Source organism: Curtobacterium sp. MCSS17_016 (assembly GCF_003234255.2).
GTDB lineage: Bacteria > Actinomycetota > Actinomycetes > Actinomycetales > Microbacteriaceae > Curtobacterium > Curtobacterium flaccumfaciens.
The window spans coordinates 1,311,713-1,326,328 of sequence record NZ_CP126254.1; the positions used below are offsets into that span (position 1 = coordinate 1,311,713).

Below are 14,616 nucleotides of genomic sequence, written 5' to 3' on the forward strand. Positions count from 1 at the left end.
ACCGTGGTGGGTACCGCGGCAACTCCGCTCCGCGTGACGACCGTGGTGGGTACCGGGGCCGGGACGACCGTGGTGCTTCGGCACCGCGTGACGACCGAGGCGGCTACCGGGGTCGCGACGATCGATCCGGTGGCGGTGACCGTGGTGGCTACCGCGGCAACTCCGCTCCGCGCGACGACCGCGGTGGGTACCGGGGCCGCGATGACCGTGGCAGCTCCGCTCCCCGCGACGACCGTGGTGGGTACCGGGGCCGCGATGACCGTGGCAGCTCCGCTCCCCGCGACGACCGCGGTGGGTGGCGGGGTCGCGATGACCGTGGCAGCTCCGCTCCCCGCGACGACCGGCGCGACGACCGCGGCCGCGACGACCGCCGCACGCCGGACGGCCAGCAAAGCCGCGTCTGGCACAACGGCCGCCGCTACGTCGGCGGCACCACGAGCGTCCGCAACAGCGACCGCACCACGCCGAAGCCGAGCGGGCAGCGCGACGACCGGGGCAACCCGGCCGAGGGCACGCCCGAACGGCCGATCATCGAGGACTGGGACGCGGCGGACGGAACGGCTCCTGCCGGGGCCGAGCCGGGCCTCCAGGCAGAGGGTGAGCGCCTGCAGAAGGTGATCGCCGCTGCCGGCGTCGCATCCCGCCGGGTCGCGGAGAACCTGATCGTCGAGGGCCGCGTGACGGTCAACGGCGAGGTCGTGGACGCCCTCGGGCGTCGCGTCGACCCCGAGAAGGACGCGATCAGCGTCGACGGCGTGCCCGTGCAGATCGACTCGTCGCGGCGCTACATCGTGCTGAACAAGCCGACCGGTGTCGTCTCGAGCCTGCAGGACGAGCGCGGTCGCCGCGACCTGACCGAGTTCGTGGACCGCTACGAGGAGCGCCTGTTCAACGTCGGCCGTCTCGACACCGAGACCTCCGGGCTGCTCGTCCTGACGAACGACGGCGACCTGGCACACGTGCTCGCGCACCCGTCGTTCGGTGTGCAGAAGACGTACATCGCGAAGGTCCACGGCAACGTGAACCCCGCCGTGGTGCAGCGCCTGACCGAGGGCGTCGAGCTCGAGGACGGTCCGATCAAGGCCGACAAGGTGCGGTTGCTCGAGTCCTCGCGGGGTGAGTCGCTCGTCGAGATCACGCTGCACTCCGGCCGCAACCGCATCGTCCGTCGCATGCTCGAGGCCGTCGACCACCCCGTCCTCGAACTCGTCCGCCGGTCGTTCGGACCGCTGCACCTGGGCAGCCTGCCGCCGGGCAAGATGCGCGAGCTCGGTACGGTCGAGGTCGGCAAGCTGCTCAGCACCGTCCGTGACGCGAAGCCGTCCGCTCGTGACGACCGCGACGTCGCGCTCGACCAGGACGACGACGAGTACGAGGACGAGTCGGCGGACTGACCGACCCCGAGGCTCGGGCATCGACCGATGCCCGAGCCTCGATCGGTAGGCTGGCCCGGTGACCGACGTGACCCCGACCGACATCGACCGCCGTCTGCGCGGCCCGGTCCGCATCGTCGGTGCCGGGCTGCTCGGCGCCTCGATCGGTCTCGCCCTGCGCGAGAAGGGCGTGGACGTCGTCCTCGACGACGTCTCACCCGCCGCGCTGGCGCTCGCCGTGGACTACGGCGCCGGGCGTCGACCGGAGGCGGGCGACCAGCCGGAGCTCGTCGTCGTCGCGGTGCCGCCGGACGTCGTCGCGACCGTGGTGGAGCGTGAACTCGCCGCGTACCCGGACGCCGTGGTGACCGACGTCGCCAGCGTGAAGTCCGGGCCGCTCGCCGCCCTGGTGGCGGCCGGCGCCGACGTCTCCCGGTACATCGGTTCGCACCCGATGGCGGGGCGTGAGCGCAGCGGGCCGACGGCCGCCCGCGCCGACCTGTTCTTCGGGCGCCCGTGGGTGATCGCCGGGCACGACGGCATCACGTACCAGCGTGCCGCGGCGGTCGAGGACCTCGCGCTCGACCTCGGCGCCACCGTCGTGCCGATGGACCCCGAGTCGCACGATCTCGCCGTGGCGTACGTCTCGCACGCACCGCAGCTCGTGTCGACGCTGATGGCATCGCGCCTGCGGGACGCCCCCGACGGGTCGCTCGGCCTGGCCGGCGGCGGCGTGCGCGACGTCACCCGGATCGCCGCGAGCGACCCCGGGCTCTGGGTGCAGATCATCGGGGCGAACGCCGGGCACATCCGGCCGGTGCTCACCGACCTGCGCGACGACCTGTCCCGCGTGATCGACGCCCTCGGCGACCCGGACGGTGCCGGATCGCCGCGCACCATCGCCGAGACCATCGCCGACGGCAACCGCGGCGTCGAACGGCTGCCGGGCAAGCACGGCACCACCAAGCGCTTCGCCCAGGTGGTCGTCCTCGTCGACGACACCCCCGGGCAGATCGCCGCGCTCCTGACGTTCATCGGGGAGATCGGCATCAACCTCGAGGACATGCGCCTCGAGCACTCACCGGGCGCACAGATCGGCATCGTCGAGGTGTCGGTGCTGCCCGAGCAGGAACAGCGACTCGTCGAGGAACTCGAGGGGCGCGGATGGAGGATCGCAGCAGCATGGGCCTGAACGACGACACGAACGACTCCGGCGTGATCAGTGGACGCGCTCCGGCCGGTGGGACCGACGGGCCCGACTCGGGCTTGCCGACGCCGACGCCCGGTGACGGGGCACGCGGCGGCGCTGAGGGCGGTCCGCTCGGTGGTCCGGCCGGCGGCCTCGGCGAACCCGGCGGGGAGCCCGGTTCGACCAGCGCCCCGATGCCGTCCGGCCTGGCCGACGGCGCCTACGTGGCGAAGATCGTCATCGCGGTCGACGGCCCCGCCGGCAGCGGCAAGTCGAGCGTCTCCCGTGCGGCAGCCCGCGCCCTGGGCTACGGCTACCAGGACACCGGCGCCGCCTACCGTGCACTCGCGTGGCACGCCCTGCAGCAGCGGGTCGACCTCGACGACGCCGCGGCGATCCTGGCGAGCTGGGACACCTTCGACTACGCCATCGGCACCGATCCCGACGACTACTACGTCAAGGTGGGGGAGACCGACGTGACCGAGGCCATCCGCACCCCCGACGTCACCGGCGCGGTCGCCCACATCGCGAAGCTCCCGGACGTCCGGAAGCGCCTGGTCCAGCTGTTCCGGAACGTGATGCGGAAGACCGATGCCCCGGGCATCATCACCGAGGGCCGGGACATCACCACGGTCGTCGCACCCGACGCCGAGGTCCGGATCCTGCTGACGGCCGACGAGTCCGTTAGAATGGCCCGACGCTCGGCAGAGGTCACGACCCAGTCGGCCGCCGAGACCTCCGCAGCACTCGCTCGTCGCGACGCGGCGGACGCGAAGGTCGTCGACTTCATGAACGCCGCCGACGGCGTCACGACGCTCGACTCCACCGACCTCGACTTCGACCAGACCGTGCAGGCGGTCGTCGACCTGGCCCGCGCGGCCACGCACTGACGCACGACCGGACGGCCTCGGCCGCCTGGTCACACCACGGCCGGACCCCCGGCCCCGGCCGGCAACGGCCACCGACACCGCGGCCCCGGCCGCTCGCGAGGAACCCAAGATGGCTCAGCTGGACAACCCGGACAACGACGACTTCCCCCGGTACGACGACGCCCTCGGCGAGCGGCTCGCCGGACTCGACGAGGCCGAGGCCGAGCAGCGCGCGACCGCGCTCCGCGCCGGACTCGAGGAGTACGACCTCGAGGACGAGGACCTCGCCCTGCTCGAGGCCGGTCAGGTCGGCGAGGACGGCGTCCACTACCTGCCCGCCTACCCGGTGCTCGCGATCGTCGGCCGTCCGAACGTCGGCAAGTCCGCGCTCGTGAACCGCATCCTCGGTCGTCGTGAGGCCGTCGTGCAGGACGTCCCCGGCGTCACCCGCGACCGCGTCAGCTACAAGGCCGACTGGAACGACAAGCGCTTCACGCTCGTCGACACCGGCGGCTGGGAGCCCGGCGCCGAGGGCATCAACGCCTCGGTCGCCGCGCAGGCCGAGGTCGCGATCGACCTCGCCGACGCCGTCCTGTTCGTCGTGGACGTCACGGTCGGGATCACCGCCACCGACGAGCACGTCGTCAAGATGCTCCGCGGCACCGACCGCCCCGTCATCGTCGTCGCGAACAAGGCCGACGACGAGCGCCGTGAACTCGACGCCTACGAGCTCTGGAACCTCGGGCTCGGCGAGCCGCACCCGGTGTCGGCCCTGCACGGCCGCGGCGTCGCGGACCTGCTCGACCTGATCATCAAGACGCTGCCCGACACCTCGGCCGTCGCCAAGCAGGAGGTCGGCGGCCCCCGCCGCGTGGCCATCCTCGGCCGCCCGAACGTCGGCAAGAGCTCGCTGCTCAACAAGGCCGCCGGTGAAGAGCGGGTCGTCGTGAACGACATCGCCGGCACCACCCGCGACCCGGTGGACGAGCAGATCGAGCTCGGCGGCAAGGTGTGGCGCTTCGTCGACACCGCCGGCATCCGGAAGCGCGTCCACATGCAGCAGGGCGCCGACTTCTACGCGTCGCTCCGCACCACCGCCGCGCTCGAGAAGGCCGAGGTCGCCGTCGTCGTCCTCGACGTCACCGAGCCGGTGTCCGTGCAGGACCTCCGCATCATCGACCTCGTCCTCGAGTCCGGCCGTGCCCTCGTGCTGGCCTACAACAAGTGGGACCTGCTCGACGACGAGCGCCGCCGCTACCTGGAGCGCGAGATCGAGCAGGACCTGGCGCACGTCGCCTGGGCCCCGCGCGTGAACATCTCCGCCCGCACCGGCCGTCACCTCGAGAAGCTCGTGCCCGCGCTCGAGACCGCCCTCGAATCGTGGGACACCCGCATCCCGACCGGCAAGGTCAACGCCTTCATCGCCGAGCTCGTGCAGGAACACCCCCACCCCGTGCGCGGCGGCAAGCAGCCCCGCATCCTGTTCGGGACCCAGGCGTCGAGCCAGCCGCCGACCTTCGTGCTCTTCACGTCGGCGTTCCTCGACCCGCAGTACCGACGCTTCATCACGCGTCGACTCCGCGAGGTGTGGGGCTTCTCCGGCACGCCGATCAACGTCAACATGCGGGTGCGCGAGCGCCGGAAGCGCTGAGCGCTCCCACCCGTCACGCAGAACGCGCCTCGATCCGTCGGGGCGCGTTCTGCGTTCTGCGTTCTCGTTCGGCCTGGAGGCCCGCAGCCGGTCCTGCACGCCGGTGCGGCATCATGGGTGCGTGCGTACCGGGCCGTGGGCAGCGGACCGACGTCGGCTCGCCCTGGTGGGTGTCCTCGTCGGTGTGGTCGTCGTGGGTTCGGTGTCCCTGTGGACGATCTCGCACGCGCCGGACGACGGCGACTCGGTCACCCGTGCCGACTCCGTGGCCTCCGAGCCGGCGCAGTCGCCCGACGTCCGACTGCCGCCGTCCAACGGCCTCGAGGAACCGATCGAGCAGGAACCCGTCCGTCCGGTCGACGGTTCGCCCATCGACCCGTGGTGGCGCCGCGTCCCGCCGGTCTCCGGTGACATCGTCGGCATCGGGGCTGCGGCCTCCGGGCACGTCCGGATCGCCGGGAACACGGGCGACGAGACCCTCGCGGTGCAGATCGACCACCTGGAGACCGGCGGGGACGGCCCGGTCGACGTCGTGCTGTCCGCGGGGACGGTGCGCGGTGGCTCGAAGCCGGTGTGGACGCCCGCCGGGGAGTCCTACGACCTGTTCCAGGCTGCCGGGGTCGAACAGGGGCTGACCGTCGTGCTCAGCGACCCGTGGTCACTGCCCGACGAGGTCCGCTCCCTGGTCCTGCTCGACGCCGACACCGGGTCGGTGCTGGGTGGTGCGGCACTCGTCCCGTCGGACTGAGCGGGGCCGGGGTGAGGCTGGGCGGGGTTGGGGTGCGTTGCGCCGACGCAGAACGACTGTGTCGTGGTCGTCCGACGTCGACAGCGTCGTTCTGCGTCGGTGCTCGTGGCTGTGCCGCGTCCGCCGCCACCGCCGGGATGGGGCACGATGTACTGGTGACGCAGCAGAACGACGGACTCGGTGTGCTCGCCGACCGTTTGTGGTGCCGTCTGCGCCTCGACCGGTTGGCCGGAGGCCGGCAGGCCGGGTACGTGATCCGCGAGGACATGCTCGAACACCCGGACACCGTCCGCTCGTTCCGGTGGATCCGGTGGCTGCTCGTCGCGGAGACGGTCGTCGGCCTCACCGCCATCGTGGTCGCCGTGCTGCTGACCCGCGCGGGGGCGTCCCTGTCGTGGGCGGTGTGGTTCCGGTCCACCGTGGTGCTGCTCATCACCCTGACGCTCTACGTGTTCGCCTGGCGGGCGCAGCTCGGGTACTACTGGGCGTACCAGCGGCTGCGGTTGTTCAGCCGGATCTTCCCGATCGTGACGCTGATCGTCGCGGCGATCCCCGGGCTCTACCCGTTCTGGATGGTCATCGAGCAGATCCTGTTCTCGGTGCTCATGGTCGGCATCGGCGACGTGCTGACGAGCGACCACATGCGCGCCACGTTCCCGAAGCCCGCACGGCGGTAGGGCTCCGGCGGCGGGTGGACCGGCTCCGCGACAGAACACGAGTCGATCGACGCGTGGAGTGTCGCAAAACAGGTGCGGGGACGGCGCGCCCGGCTACGCCACCGTGGCCAGGGCGAACGGGAGCACGGCGGAGGCCCCGGCGCGCCGGAGCTCCCGGCCGGCGACGGTCATCGTCCACCGGCTGTCGACCAGGTCGTCCACGAGCAGCACCGGGCCCTCGTGCGACTGCAGGGCGGCGGCGAGCGACGGATCGACCACGAAGGTGTCCCACACGCCGGACAGTCGGTAGGCGCTGTTCGTCGCACCGTCGCCACGAGGGGTCCCGCCAGCGCGGCCGAGCGTGCCGAGGAACTGCAGCCGCCCGATGGTGGACAGCGCCTGGGCGAGGGACCCCACGAGCTCGGGCCGTGACCGCGAGGACATCGCCACGACGCCGGTCGGCCGGGTCTCCCACGGCCAGTCCTTGAGCGCCCTGACACAGCCGTCGACGAGCTCCCGCGAGATCGGGGCATCGGGGGTGGACGGCGAGAACAGCGCACGCAGGGGACCGCCCCAGCCGAGGTCGGTCAGACGCGCCACCGCACGGCCGGGCTGCACGAGCTCGTCCGCGCCGATCTTGCCCCGCACGGAGACCCCGAGCGACGACATCCCCGAGGGCCACTGGGCACGCGGGGCGATCTCGACGCCGACCTTGTCGAGCGCGGCCGCGGCCCCGGACGAGTCGGTGTCGGACACGGCGGTCGGGAACCAGGCACCGGCGCAGTTGTCGCACCGGCCACAGGGCTCGGCCGAGGGGTCGTCGAGGTCCTGCTGCAGCAGCTGCATGCGGCAGGCCGAGGTGGACTCGTAGTCGAGCATCGACGCTGCCTCGGCGGCACGGGCCGCTGCGACCCGCTCGTACCGGGGCGCGTCGTACTCCCACGGCTGCCCGGTCGACACCCAGCCGCCGGTGACGCGGCGGACGGCGCCGTCGACGTCGAGCACCTTGAGCAGGAGTTCGAGGGTGGAGCGCTTGATGTCGACCAGGCCCTCGAGCGCCACGGTCGACATCGCGGTGTCGGTGGACAGGGCGCCGAGCACGGCGGCGGCACGGGCCTCGGTCGGCATCGAGGCGCTGGCGAAGTACTGCCAGATCTCGCGGTCCTCACGCCCGGGCAGGAGCAGGACGTCGGCGTTGTCGGTCGCACGACCCGCACGACCGATCTGCTGGTAGTAGGCGACGGGCGACGAGGGAGCGCCGACGTGCACGACGAACCCGAGGTCGGGCTTGTCGAACCCCATGCCGAGCGCACTCGTGGCGACCAGGGCCTTGAGCTCGTTGCCCTTGAGCTGCTGTTCGAGCTGTTCGCGCTCGTCGGTGTCGGTGCGCCCCGTGTAGGCGCGGACGGCGTACCCGTTGTCGCGGAGCAGCCGGGCGATGTCCTCGGCCGCCGAGACGGTGAGCGTGTAGATGATGCCGCTGCCGGGCAGGTCGCCGAGGTGCGCGAGGAGCCAGCCGAGGCGCTGCCGGGCATCGGGCAGCGTCAGCACACCGAGGCGCAGGGACTTGCGGGCGAGCGACCCACGGATCGTGAACACCGGGTCGGCCGGGCCAGCGGTGAGCTGTTCGGCGACGTCCTCGACCACGCGCTCGTTCGCCGTCGCAGTGGTCGCCAGGACGGGGACGCCGTGGGGGAGCGACCGGATGAGCTCGGCCAGTCGGCGGTAGTCCGGCCGGAAGTCGTGGCCCCAGTCCGAGATGCAGTGCGCTTCGTCGACCACGAGCATGCCCATCCGGGCGATCAGGGTCGGCATCTGCTCGTCGCGGAACTTCGGGTTGTTCAGGCGCTCGGGGGAGACGAGGAGCACGTCGACCTCGTCACGGGCGAGGGCAGCCTGGGTCTCGCCCCACTCGTGGGCGTTCGCGGAGTTGATCGACACCGCGCGGACCCCGGCCCGCGCGGCGGCGGCGACCTGGTCGCGCATCAGGGCGAGCAGCGGCGACACCAGCACCGTCGGGCCGCCCCCGCGTCGGCGCAGCAGCAGCGTCGCCAGGAAGTACACGGCCGACTTGCCCCACCCGGTGCGCTGCACGACCAGGGCGCGCTGCCGGTGCTCGACCAGCGCCGAGATCGCCTCGAGCTGGCCGGGGTGGAACACCGCGTCGGGGCGCCCCGTGAGCGCAGCGAGCGCCTGCTGCGCCTCGGCGGCGATGTCCGCAGAGGGTGACACGGAAGACGACGCGGTGGACCCGACACCAAGACCAGACATGCCCCCATGCTGTCAGCACCGACCGACGAAACGCGGGTCGCGCCTCCCTGCTGTGGACAACCGGACCAACCGGGCCCTACTGGTAGGTGACCAACGACGGTGTCGGCTGCACGTCCTGCATCGTCTGCGCGGGCGTCAGCATGGGCGTGTCCTCGTCGGTGAAGTTCTTCCAGCCCCAGTGCAACCCCTCCGGCGCGCCCTGGTGCAGTGCCTTCCACGTCGCCTGCTTGTCCGGCTGCGACCCCTGCCCGTCGACGTGCACGAGCATGTCGAGCTCCGGGTGGGTCTGCAGTGCGGAGCGGTCCTGGATCATCGACAGCCGGAACTGGTGCAGCACGAGGGCTTTCGGCGGCAGCCCCTCCTCCTTCACGAGGGCAGCCAGCCACGAGGACACCTCGTTCACCTCGGACGCCGAGACACTCCCGATCTGCTTGAGCGGCACCTGGTCCTTCGTCAGCCGCCACTCCGGGTCGAGCGCCAGCCAGACGCCGGGCTTCTTGAGCAGCGACTCGTACTTCTTGGCCTGCGACAGGAAGTCCGACCGCCCGGGCTGCAGGTCGATGATCACCGGCATGTCCGCCTCGTGCGCGGCGTCGACGTAGGGCTCGAGCGTCGACACCGGCAGCTCGGTCGAGTAGTCGCCGTCGGCTCCGGCGTCCCCCGCGGCGACGGTCGCGATGACCTCCATCGCGGGCGTCACGAGCTCGTCGGACTCCGCCCGGTACGGCTTCGCGACCTGCTCGGCACGCTGCACGGTCTCCTTCGGCCCCTGCTCGCCGAGCACGCCCAGCGCCGGGGCCCCGGGAGCCCCGTACAGCGCGACGTACCGGTGCCCGTCGAACGGCCGCTGGCCGCCGTTCCGCAGCTGGAACCCGCCCTCGGCCGCCCGCACCGTCCACTCCGGATCCGGCAGGGCCTCGAACGCCGCACCGACCAGGACGGTCGGGTGCTTCGTCCGCTCGTGCAGCGCCGTCACCACGTCGGGTGCGGCAGCCGGGTCGGTCACGCCCTCCGGCATGGTCACGACGCGAGCGCCGGCGGCCTTCGCGGTCGCCACGGCAGCAGCGTCCGCACTCGCGTCCGCCACAACCACGGTCGCCTGCCGGGAGGCCCGGGTCGACTCCGGCGCGTCACCGCCGTCCGGCGCCTGCCGCTGTTCGACGTCCGTGTCGACCGACACGTCGCCCTCGGCCTGGTACCAGTCGGCACCGAGCCGGTCGAGCTCGCGGGCGACGGCAGCGCTCGTGTCCTTGGCCGTCACCAGCACCGGGACGTGGGCGCTCGCCGCAGCCTTCGCCGCATCGCGGATGCCGTCGGTGTCGCCGGCCCGGGCCACGACCGCTCCCGGGGCACTTGCGAACAACGCCTTGCTGACGCGGACCGACCGGGCTGCGGCGTCCGAGGCATCGGCCACCGTGACGGTGTCGGCCGAGGCCTTCGCCAGGGTCGGGCGGCTCGTGTCCGGTCCGCTCGACGTGCACCCGGCGGCTCCGAGCAGCAGGCCGGAGACCGCGATCGCGACCAGGAGACGAGGGGTGGAACGAGAACGCATCGAGCCACCATACGAGCCAGACGGAGAGGTCCCTGGGAATCCGACGGGTGTCGTCTCGTAGAAGGGAGGCATGCCCCACCACCCCGACGACCGCCCGCTCATCGGACCCGTCCGGTCGCCCGAGGTGCACTGCATGACGTTCAACGTGCGTCGCCGCGTGCCGCGACAGCCGACCCACCCCGATGCTTGGGAGCGCCGCCGCGACGCCGTGCTCGCGCTCGTCACGTCCGAAGCGCCCACCGTCCTCGCCGTCCAGGAGGACCTGCCCACGCAGGCGGACGACCTCACCGCCGGCCTGGGGTCGGGTTGGGAGCCCGTCCTGGCCGGACGGGGAGCGCGCGGCGGTGGCGAACAGGTCGGGCTGTTCCTCGACCGCTCCCGCCTCGACGTCGTCGAACGCCGTACCTGGGCGCTCTCCCGGACGCCCCACCGCCCCGGCTCGCGGTCGTGGGCCACGTCCTTCCCCCGGCACGCCGTCGGAGCCGTCGTCGACGACCGCGCGACGGGCATCCGGTTCCTGGCGATCGCCACCCACCTCGACGTCGCCTCGCCGTGGGCCCGACTGCGGTCCGCCGAACTGCTCGGCCGGATCGTCCGACAGCGCGGCCTGCCCGCCGTGGTCATGGCCGACTGGAACAGCCCCGCCGGTTCCGCACCATGGCGAGCCCTGGCGGAGGCGGGGGTCGAGGACAGCTGGGGGCGGGCCTCCAGGCAGGTGGGTGAGCCCTACGGGACGTACCCGCACTACGGGAGTCCGCGTGTCGGTGGCCGGCGGATCGACGGGGTGCTCGTGACGTCCGAGGCGGAGGTGGACCGCGTCGCGGTCGACGTGCGGCGGCCGGGCGGCGTGTGGCCGTCCGACCACGCCGCCGTGCACGCGGTCGTGCGGTGGGCGTCGTGATCGCCACGCTCGGACCGACGTTCCTGCGGCCGCGGTTCCTGGTGGCCGACGTGGTGCGGGCGCTGACGCTCCTGAGTGTCGTCGTGGCGAGTGTCGGGTGGGGCGGGACGGCGTTCCCGGTCATGGCGCTGGCGCTGCTCGGTGTCGTGGTGCCGCGGATGCTCGGGCTGCGACCGGCGTTCGACGTGGCGGTGTGCGTGCTCGTGCTCCTCGCCGGGTGGTCGAGCGTGCTCGAGTGGTACACGACGGTCTTCCTGTGGGACAAGTTCATGCACGTCGTGCTGACGGGGCTGCTCGCGGCGGTGCTCTACGTCATCGGTGCCGATCTGCGGGCGGTACCGGCCCCGCACGCCGAGCGCCGGGTGGTCGTCGCGGTGCTCGCGCTGTGTGCGGGACTCGCGGTCGGGGCGGTCTGGGAGATGGGGGAGTGGCTCGGGCACAACTTCGTCGACTCGAAGATCTTCGTCGGGTACGACGACACGATCGGGGACCTGGCGGCGGACGGGTCCGGCGGGTTGCTCGTCGGGCTCGGGTTGCCGTGGTTGGCGGCGCGGCGGGAGGTGGTGCGGCCGGGCTGAGCGTGTCGTTCGGGTCGCGTTGCTCCGACTCGCCGTGGCACGGAGGGGGTCTGACGTCCGCTATGCTGGACCGGTCGCTCGCGCTCCGGTCGGACGTGGGCGAGGATCCTCCGGGATCCTGAGTTCTTCGGAACTCGCGGGCTGTGGCGCAGCTTGGTAGCGCACTTGACTGGGGGTCAAGGGGTCGCAGGTTCAAATCCTGTCAGCCCGACCGAAACGTGTCCGACACGACGACGGAAGCCCACCGAGGATCTCGGTGGGCTTCTTCGTTCTCATGGCTGTCGTTGGGTCGTACGCATGGGGTGCCTCACTGCGACGTTTAGCGGACCACCCGTGTGCGACATGGGTCTTCTGACCCCTGCGGCCCGGTCGATTCAGACACCGCGTTGCGCGACGGGACCGGCTTACGAGACGTTCCTACCGGGGCTCGTCACCGAACGAGTGCCTTTGTCCATCGAGGCGAGTCGGACACCAGCTCATGACGGCGACGATAGATTCGCGGCATGACCCCTCGACGCGTTGTACTCGTGACGCTGGGTGCACTGGTCATCATCATCGGCTTCGTGTTGATGGCCCACTCGGACAGCAGGCTCGACCGTCTGGTGGCTTTTCTCGTCATCTTCGCCGGGTTCGCTCTAGTCGTGTTCACCACGGCTCGACCGGGCCAAGCGGCGCTCGCCCGCTACTGGAGCAAGTACGAGAAGAAGTAGCCACGACACATGTCACTCCTGCCGGACCGTTGAGCGCTCGTCATGCAGGACACGGTCAGGGCCGTCAGCCCCGCCCGGTTGTGGATCCCTATCGGCAGCCGATCCGACCTCACCTGCCGTCACTCGGCGGCCCCGGTAGAGTCGGTGCGAACGCCGAAGCGGACGAGATGGGGGATCTCGATGCGCAGGATCGTGTCGGTTGCAGTGATGGCCGTTCTCGCTTGCACCGTTGTCGGTTGCACTGACAGTTCCAAGCCTGACGTCACTCCGGCCCCATCCTCCGACCAACCGTTGGCTTCGGCATCTGCGGTCTCCGAGAGTGCTCCGGCCGAAGATCACGAGAGGACCGTGACGGCGAATGGAAGCGTCACCGGCGGTCCCTCATCATTCGTCTACACCGTGGCATCGGGGGACGCCGTGACAGGAATTGCTGCGCGTTTCGGTCTCTGCACTGCCGACATTTACCTGGCCAATGAAGACCCAGAGGTATATGGGCACGAGCTTGCGGTCGGCCAGCAGCTCACTATTCGCCGGATGGTCGGACCGGGTCATACAACGGAGCAGTGCGACCAGCCATACCCAGACGGCGTGTACTGACCATGCGAGAGCGAGACTTGCAGGGTCCGCCTACCCAGCACGGCTGGAAGTCAACACCAAGTGCGGTGTTGTTCTGGGGACTCGCGGTGGTCGGGCTGCCCATCATGGCCGGCGCGTGGTTGTGGCTCAGTCTTGCCTCGTTAGAGGAAGCTACAGAACAGCCGAAGGCCGTTGTTGCGGGCACCACGATGGCTGGCACGACGCTGCTCGTGGGCGGCAACCCGCTGGCGCTCACCCATGTCCTCGGACTGGTCGTCCTTGGCGCGGTAGCAGTCAAGGGACGGTGCCACCGGTGGACGGGAATGATCGCAACCCTGGTTGCAGTTGCTGTCGCCTCCGCGGCTGGGATCGCGTTCGTATTGATCCTGAACGGCGGGCAGCTGCTCACTCCAGTGAGTGGTTCATACGCCCCGTAGCCGCTACCGGCGCGCAACATGATGCTGAGGTCCCTCGACACGTGTGGGCCGACGAGGCCAGATGAGTTCCGGCGTCCAGTAGCGCATCGGCTACTGAGACATTTGGGCCGGTTCTATGAGCCGGTCACACTTCGTGTCATAACGATGCTGCCGTAGCGCTTACCGGGGAAGCGCACGTCGTCGACGTGCTCGAATCCCCAACGCGCGTACATGGCGACAAGGTGCTCGGCCGGTGCCGCAGTGTCGAGTCCAATCCGCGTGATACCGTTCCTCGCGGCCCACGCGCACGCGACGTCGAACAGCGTTCTGGCGACGGCGCGACCGCGCAGTTCCGGCCCGACCGCCACTTGGCACAGCCATCCGGTGCCTGGCTTCTGAGCATGCTCCGACAGTGAACGGACGTCGTCCGGTGGAGGCGCGGACATCGTCATGCTCGCTGCGACACGGCCGTCGTTCTCCACAATCCAGCAGACGCCCCCTGCCACCCGCTGACGGGTCGTCTCGACGTCCTGGGTCGCTGCGGTGAAGTTCAATCCCGCATCTTGAAGCTCTCGGTAGGCCGAGTTCAGAAGAGCCGTCAGCTCCACTGCGTCCTCAGGACGGAAAGGACGCGGCTCGACGTTGGTAGTCACCCTGCAAGCCTAGGAGGCTGCCTCACGGTAAGCCGGTCCCGCCCGCCGACGCCCGGATCGAAATCGGCTACTGGACTTCTTCTTCCTCCCCTTGAGCTGAGGGATTTGCCCTATCCGCTTGCGCGGGTGGGACGACGCACGCCTGTCGCCCTGATCTCCGCATCGCCTTTCTTGCTCGTCTCTTGACAGATCCACAGGTTGGGGTCGAAGGTGAGTGTCATGGGGACGGATCGGGGGGCTGGCGCTGAGGACCAGCCCGCGGAACGGCTTGAGCGCCTCGTTGCTGAGTCGCCCGGGTCAGTGGTTTCTGCGCCGGAGCAGGCGCAAACCTCTCGTCGAGTCCTCGGTGCGGTGGGCTTGCTTGCGGGTATCGGTGTTGTTGTGGCCGTGGGGTTGATTGCCGTTTGGAACTTCGTGTTGTCGCACGTTGTGCGTGCGGCCATGAGTCATTGGGCCGGTTAGTAGAGATCTGA

Annotated in this window: 13 protein-coding genes and 1 tRNA gene; 10 read left to right on the plus strand and 4 right to left on the minus strand. The window is 70.8% G+C overall.

Annotated elements, in window-relative coordinates:
* Positions 1 to 605: 605 nt before the first annotated feature.
* The 6 genes from DEJ19_RS06325 (at position 606) to DEJ19_RS06350 (ending at position 6,507) form a co-directional block, all read left to right on the plus strand.
* Complete coding sequence (locus DEJ19_RS06325) at positions 606 to 1,394, plus strand: pseudouridine synthase (protein ID WP_231495626.1); 789 nt, start codon at positions 606 to 608, stop codon at positions 1,392 to 1,394.
* Positions 1,395 to 1,452: 58 nt separating this feature from the next.
* Positions 1,453 to 2,565 carry a prephenate dehydrogenase gene (locus tag DEJ19_RS06330; protein WP_111233643.1) on the plus strand — a complete coding sequence of 371 codons (1,113 nt, stop codon included), beginning with the start codon at positions 1,453 to 1,455 and terminating at the stop codon, positions 2,563 to 2,565.
* Positions 2,566 to 2,756: 191 nt separating this feature from the next.
* Positions 2,757 to 3,452 carry a (d)CMP kinase gene (cmk, locus tag DEJ19_RS06335; protein ID WP_051596569.1) on the plus strand — a complete coding sequence of 232 codons (696 nt, stop codon included), beginning with the start codon at positions 2,757 to 2,759 and terminating at the stop codon, positions 3,450 to 3,452.
* A 109-nt stretch (positions 3,453 to 3,561) separates the two neighbouring features.
* The gene (gene der / locus DEJ19_RS06340) at positions 3,562 to 5,082 is read left to right on the plus strand and encodes a ribosome biogenesis GTPase Der (RefSeq protein WP_071405612.1); all 1,521 of its coding nucleotides are present in this window, start codon (positions 3,562 to 3,564) and stop codon (positions 5,080 to 5,082) included.
* A 121-nt stretch (positions 5,083 to 5,203) separates the two neighbouring features.
* Entirely contained in the window at positions 5,204 to 5,830 is a 627-nt protein-coding gene (locus DEJ19_RS06345) for a hypothetical protein (protein WP_146250688.1), read from the plus strand.
* Between the two features lie 155 nt (positions 5,831 to 5,985).
* Positions 5,986 to 6,507 (plus strand): hypothetical protein, encoded by a 522-nt coding sequence (locus DEJ19_RS06350; protein ID WP_111233641.1) that lies wholly within the window; start codon positions 5,986 to 5,988, stop codon positions 6,505 to 6,507.
* 93 nt (positions 6,508 to 6,600) lie between these two features.
* Here the strand turns inward: DEJ19_RS06350 and DEJ19_RS06355 are convergent, their stop codons facing one another.
* Positions 6,601 to 8,757 (minus strand): RecQ family ATP-dependent DNA helicase, encoded by a 2,157-nt coding sequence (locus DEJ19_RS06355; RefSeq protein ID WP_220035331.1) that lies wholly within the window; start codon positions 8,755 to 8,757, stop codon positions 6,601 to 6,603.
* Between the two features lie 76 nt (positions 8,758 to 8,833).
* Positions 8,834 to 10,309 (minus strand): hypothetical protein, encoded by a 1,476-nt coding sequence (locus tag DEJ19_RS06360; protein ID WP_111233640.1) that lies wholly within the window; start codon positions 10,307 to 10,309, stop codon positions 8,834 to 8,836.
* A 70-nt stretch (positions 10,310 to 10,379) separates the two neighbouring features.
* Between DEJ19_RS06360 and DEJ19_RS06365 the strand changes: the two genes are divergently transcribed.
* From DEJ19_RS06365 to DEJ19_RS06380, 4 genes are all read left to right on the plus strand, one after another.
* Complete coding sequence (locus DEJ19_RS06365) at positions 10,380 to 11,210, plus strand: endonuclease/exonuclease/phosphatase family protein (protein ID WP_111233639.1); 831 nt, start codon at positions 10,380 to 10,382, stop codon at positions 11,208 to 11,210.
* On the plus strand, positions 11,207 to 11,788 hold the full coding sequence (locus tag DEJ19_RS06370) for a DUF2238 domain-containing protein (RefSeq protein ID WP_146250687.1): 582 nt from the start codon (positions 11,207 to 11,209) through the stop codon (positions 11,786 to 11,788). Before DEJ19_RS06365 ends, DEJ19_RS06370 begins: the two co-directional genes overlap by 4 nt.
* 137 nt (positions 11,789 to 11,925) lie before the next feature.
* Positions 11,926 to 11,999, plus strand: a tRNA-Pro gene (locus DEJ19_RS06375).
* 292 nt (positions 12,000 to 12,291) lie between these two features.
* Positions 12,292 to 12,498 carry a hypothetical protein gene (locus DEJ19_RS06380; protein WP_146243503.1) on the plus strand — a complete coding sequence of 69 codons (207 nt, stop codon included), beginning with the start codon at positions 12,292 to 12,294 and terminating at the stop codon, positions 12,496 to 12,498.
* A gap of 737 nt (positions 12,499 to 13,235) precedes the next feature.
* Here DEJ19_RS06380 and DEJ19_RS06385 read toward each other — a convergent pair.
* On the minus strand, positions 13,236 to 13,385 hold the full coding sequence (locus DEJ19_RS06385; RefSeq protein WP_220035330.1) for a hypothetical protein: 150 nt from the start codon (positions 13,383 to 13,385) through the stop codon (positions 13,236 to 13,238).
* Positions 13,386 to 13,624: 239 nt separating this feature from the next.
* Positions 13,625 to 14,143 (minus strand): GNAT family N-acetyltransferase, encoded by a 519-nt coding sequence (locus DEJ19_RS06390; RefSeq protein WP_111046585.1) that lies wholly within the window; start codon positions 14,141 to 14,143, stop codon positions 13,625 to 13,627.
* Positions 14,144 to 14,616 lie beyond the last annotated feature (473 nt).

What these genes read in the sequence shown, in the direction of transcription:
- DEJ19_RS06360 (WP_111233640.1), bottom strand. Translation starts at nt 10,309, where the DNA reads ATGCGTTCTCGTTCCACCCCTCGTCTCCTGGTCGCGATCGCGGTCTCC.
- DEJ19_RS06355 (WP_220035331.1), bottom strand. Translation starts at nt 8,757, where the DNA reads ATGTCTGGTCTTGGTGTCGGGTCCACCGCGTCGTCTTCCGTGTCACCC.
- der (WP_071405612.1), top strand. Translation starts at nt 3,562, where the DNA reads ATGGCTCAGCTGGACAACCCGGACAACGACGACTTCCCCCGGTACGAC.
- DEJ19_RS06365 (WP_111233639.1), top strand. Translation starts at nt 10,380, where the DNA reads ATGCCCCACCACCCCGACGACCGCCCGCTCATCGGACCCGTCCGGTCG.
- DEJ19_RS06380 (WP_146243503.1), top strand. Translation starts at nt 12,292, where the DNA reads ATGACCCCTCGACGCGTTGTACTCGTGACGCTGGGTGCACTGGTCATC.
- cmk (WP_051596569.1), top strand. Translation starts at nt 2,757, where the DNA reads ATGCCGTCCGGCCTGGCCGACGGCGCCTACGTGGCGAAGATCGTCATC.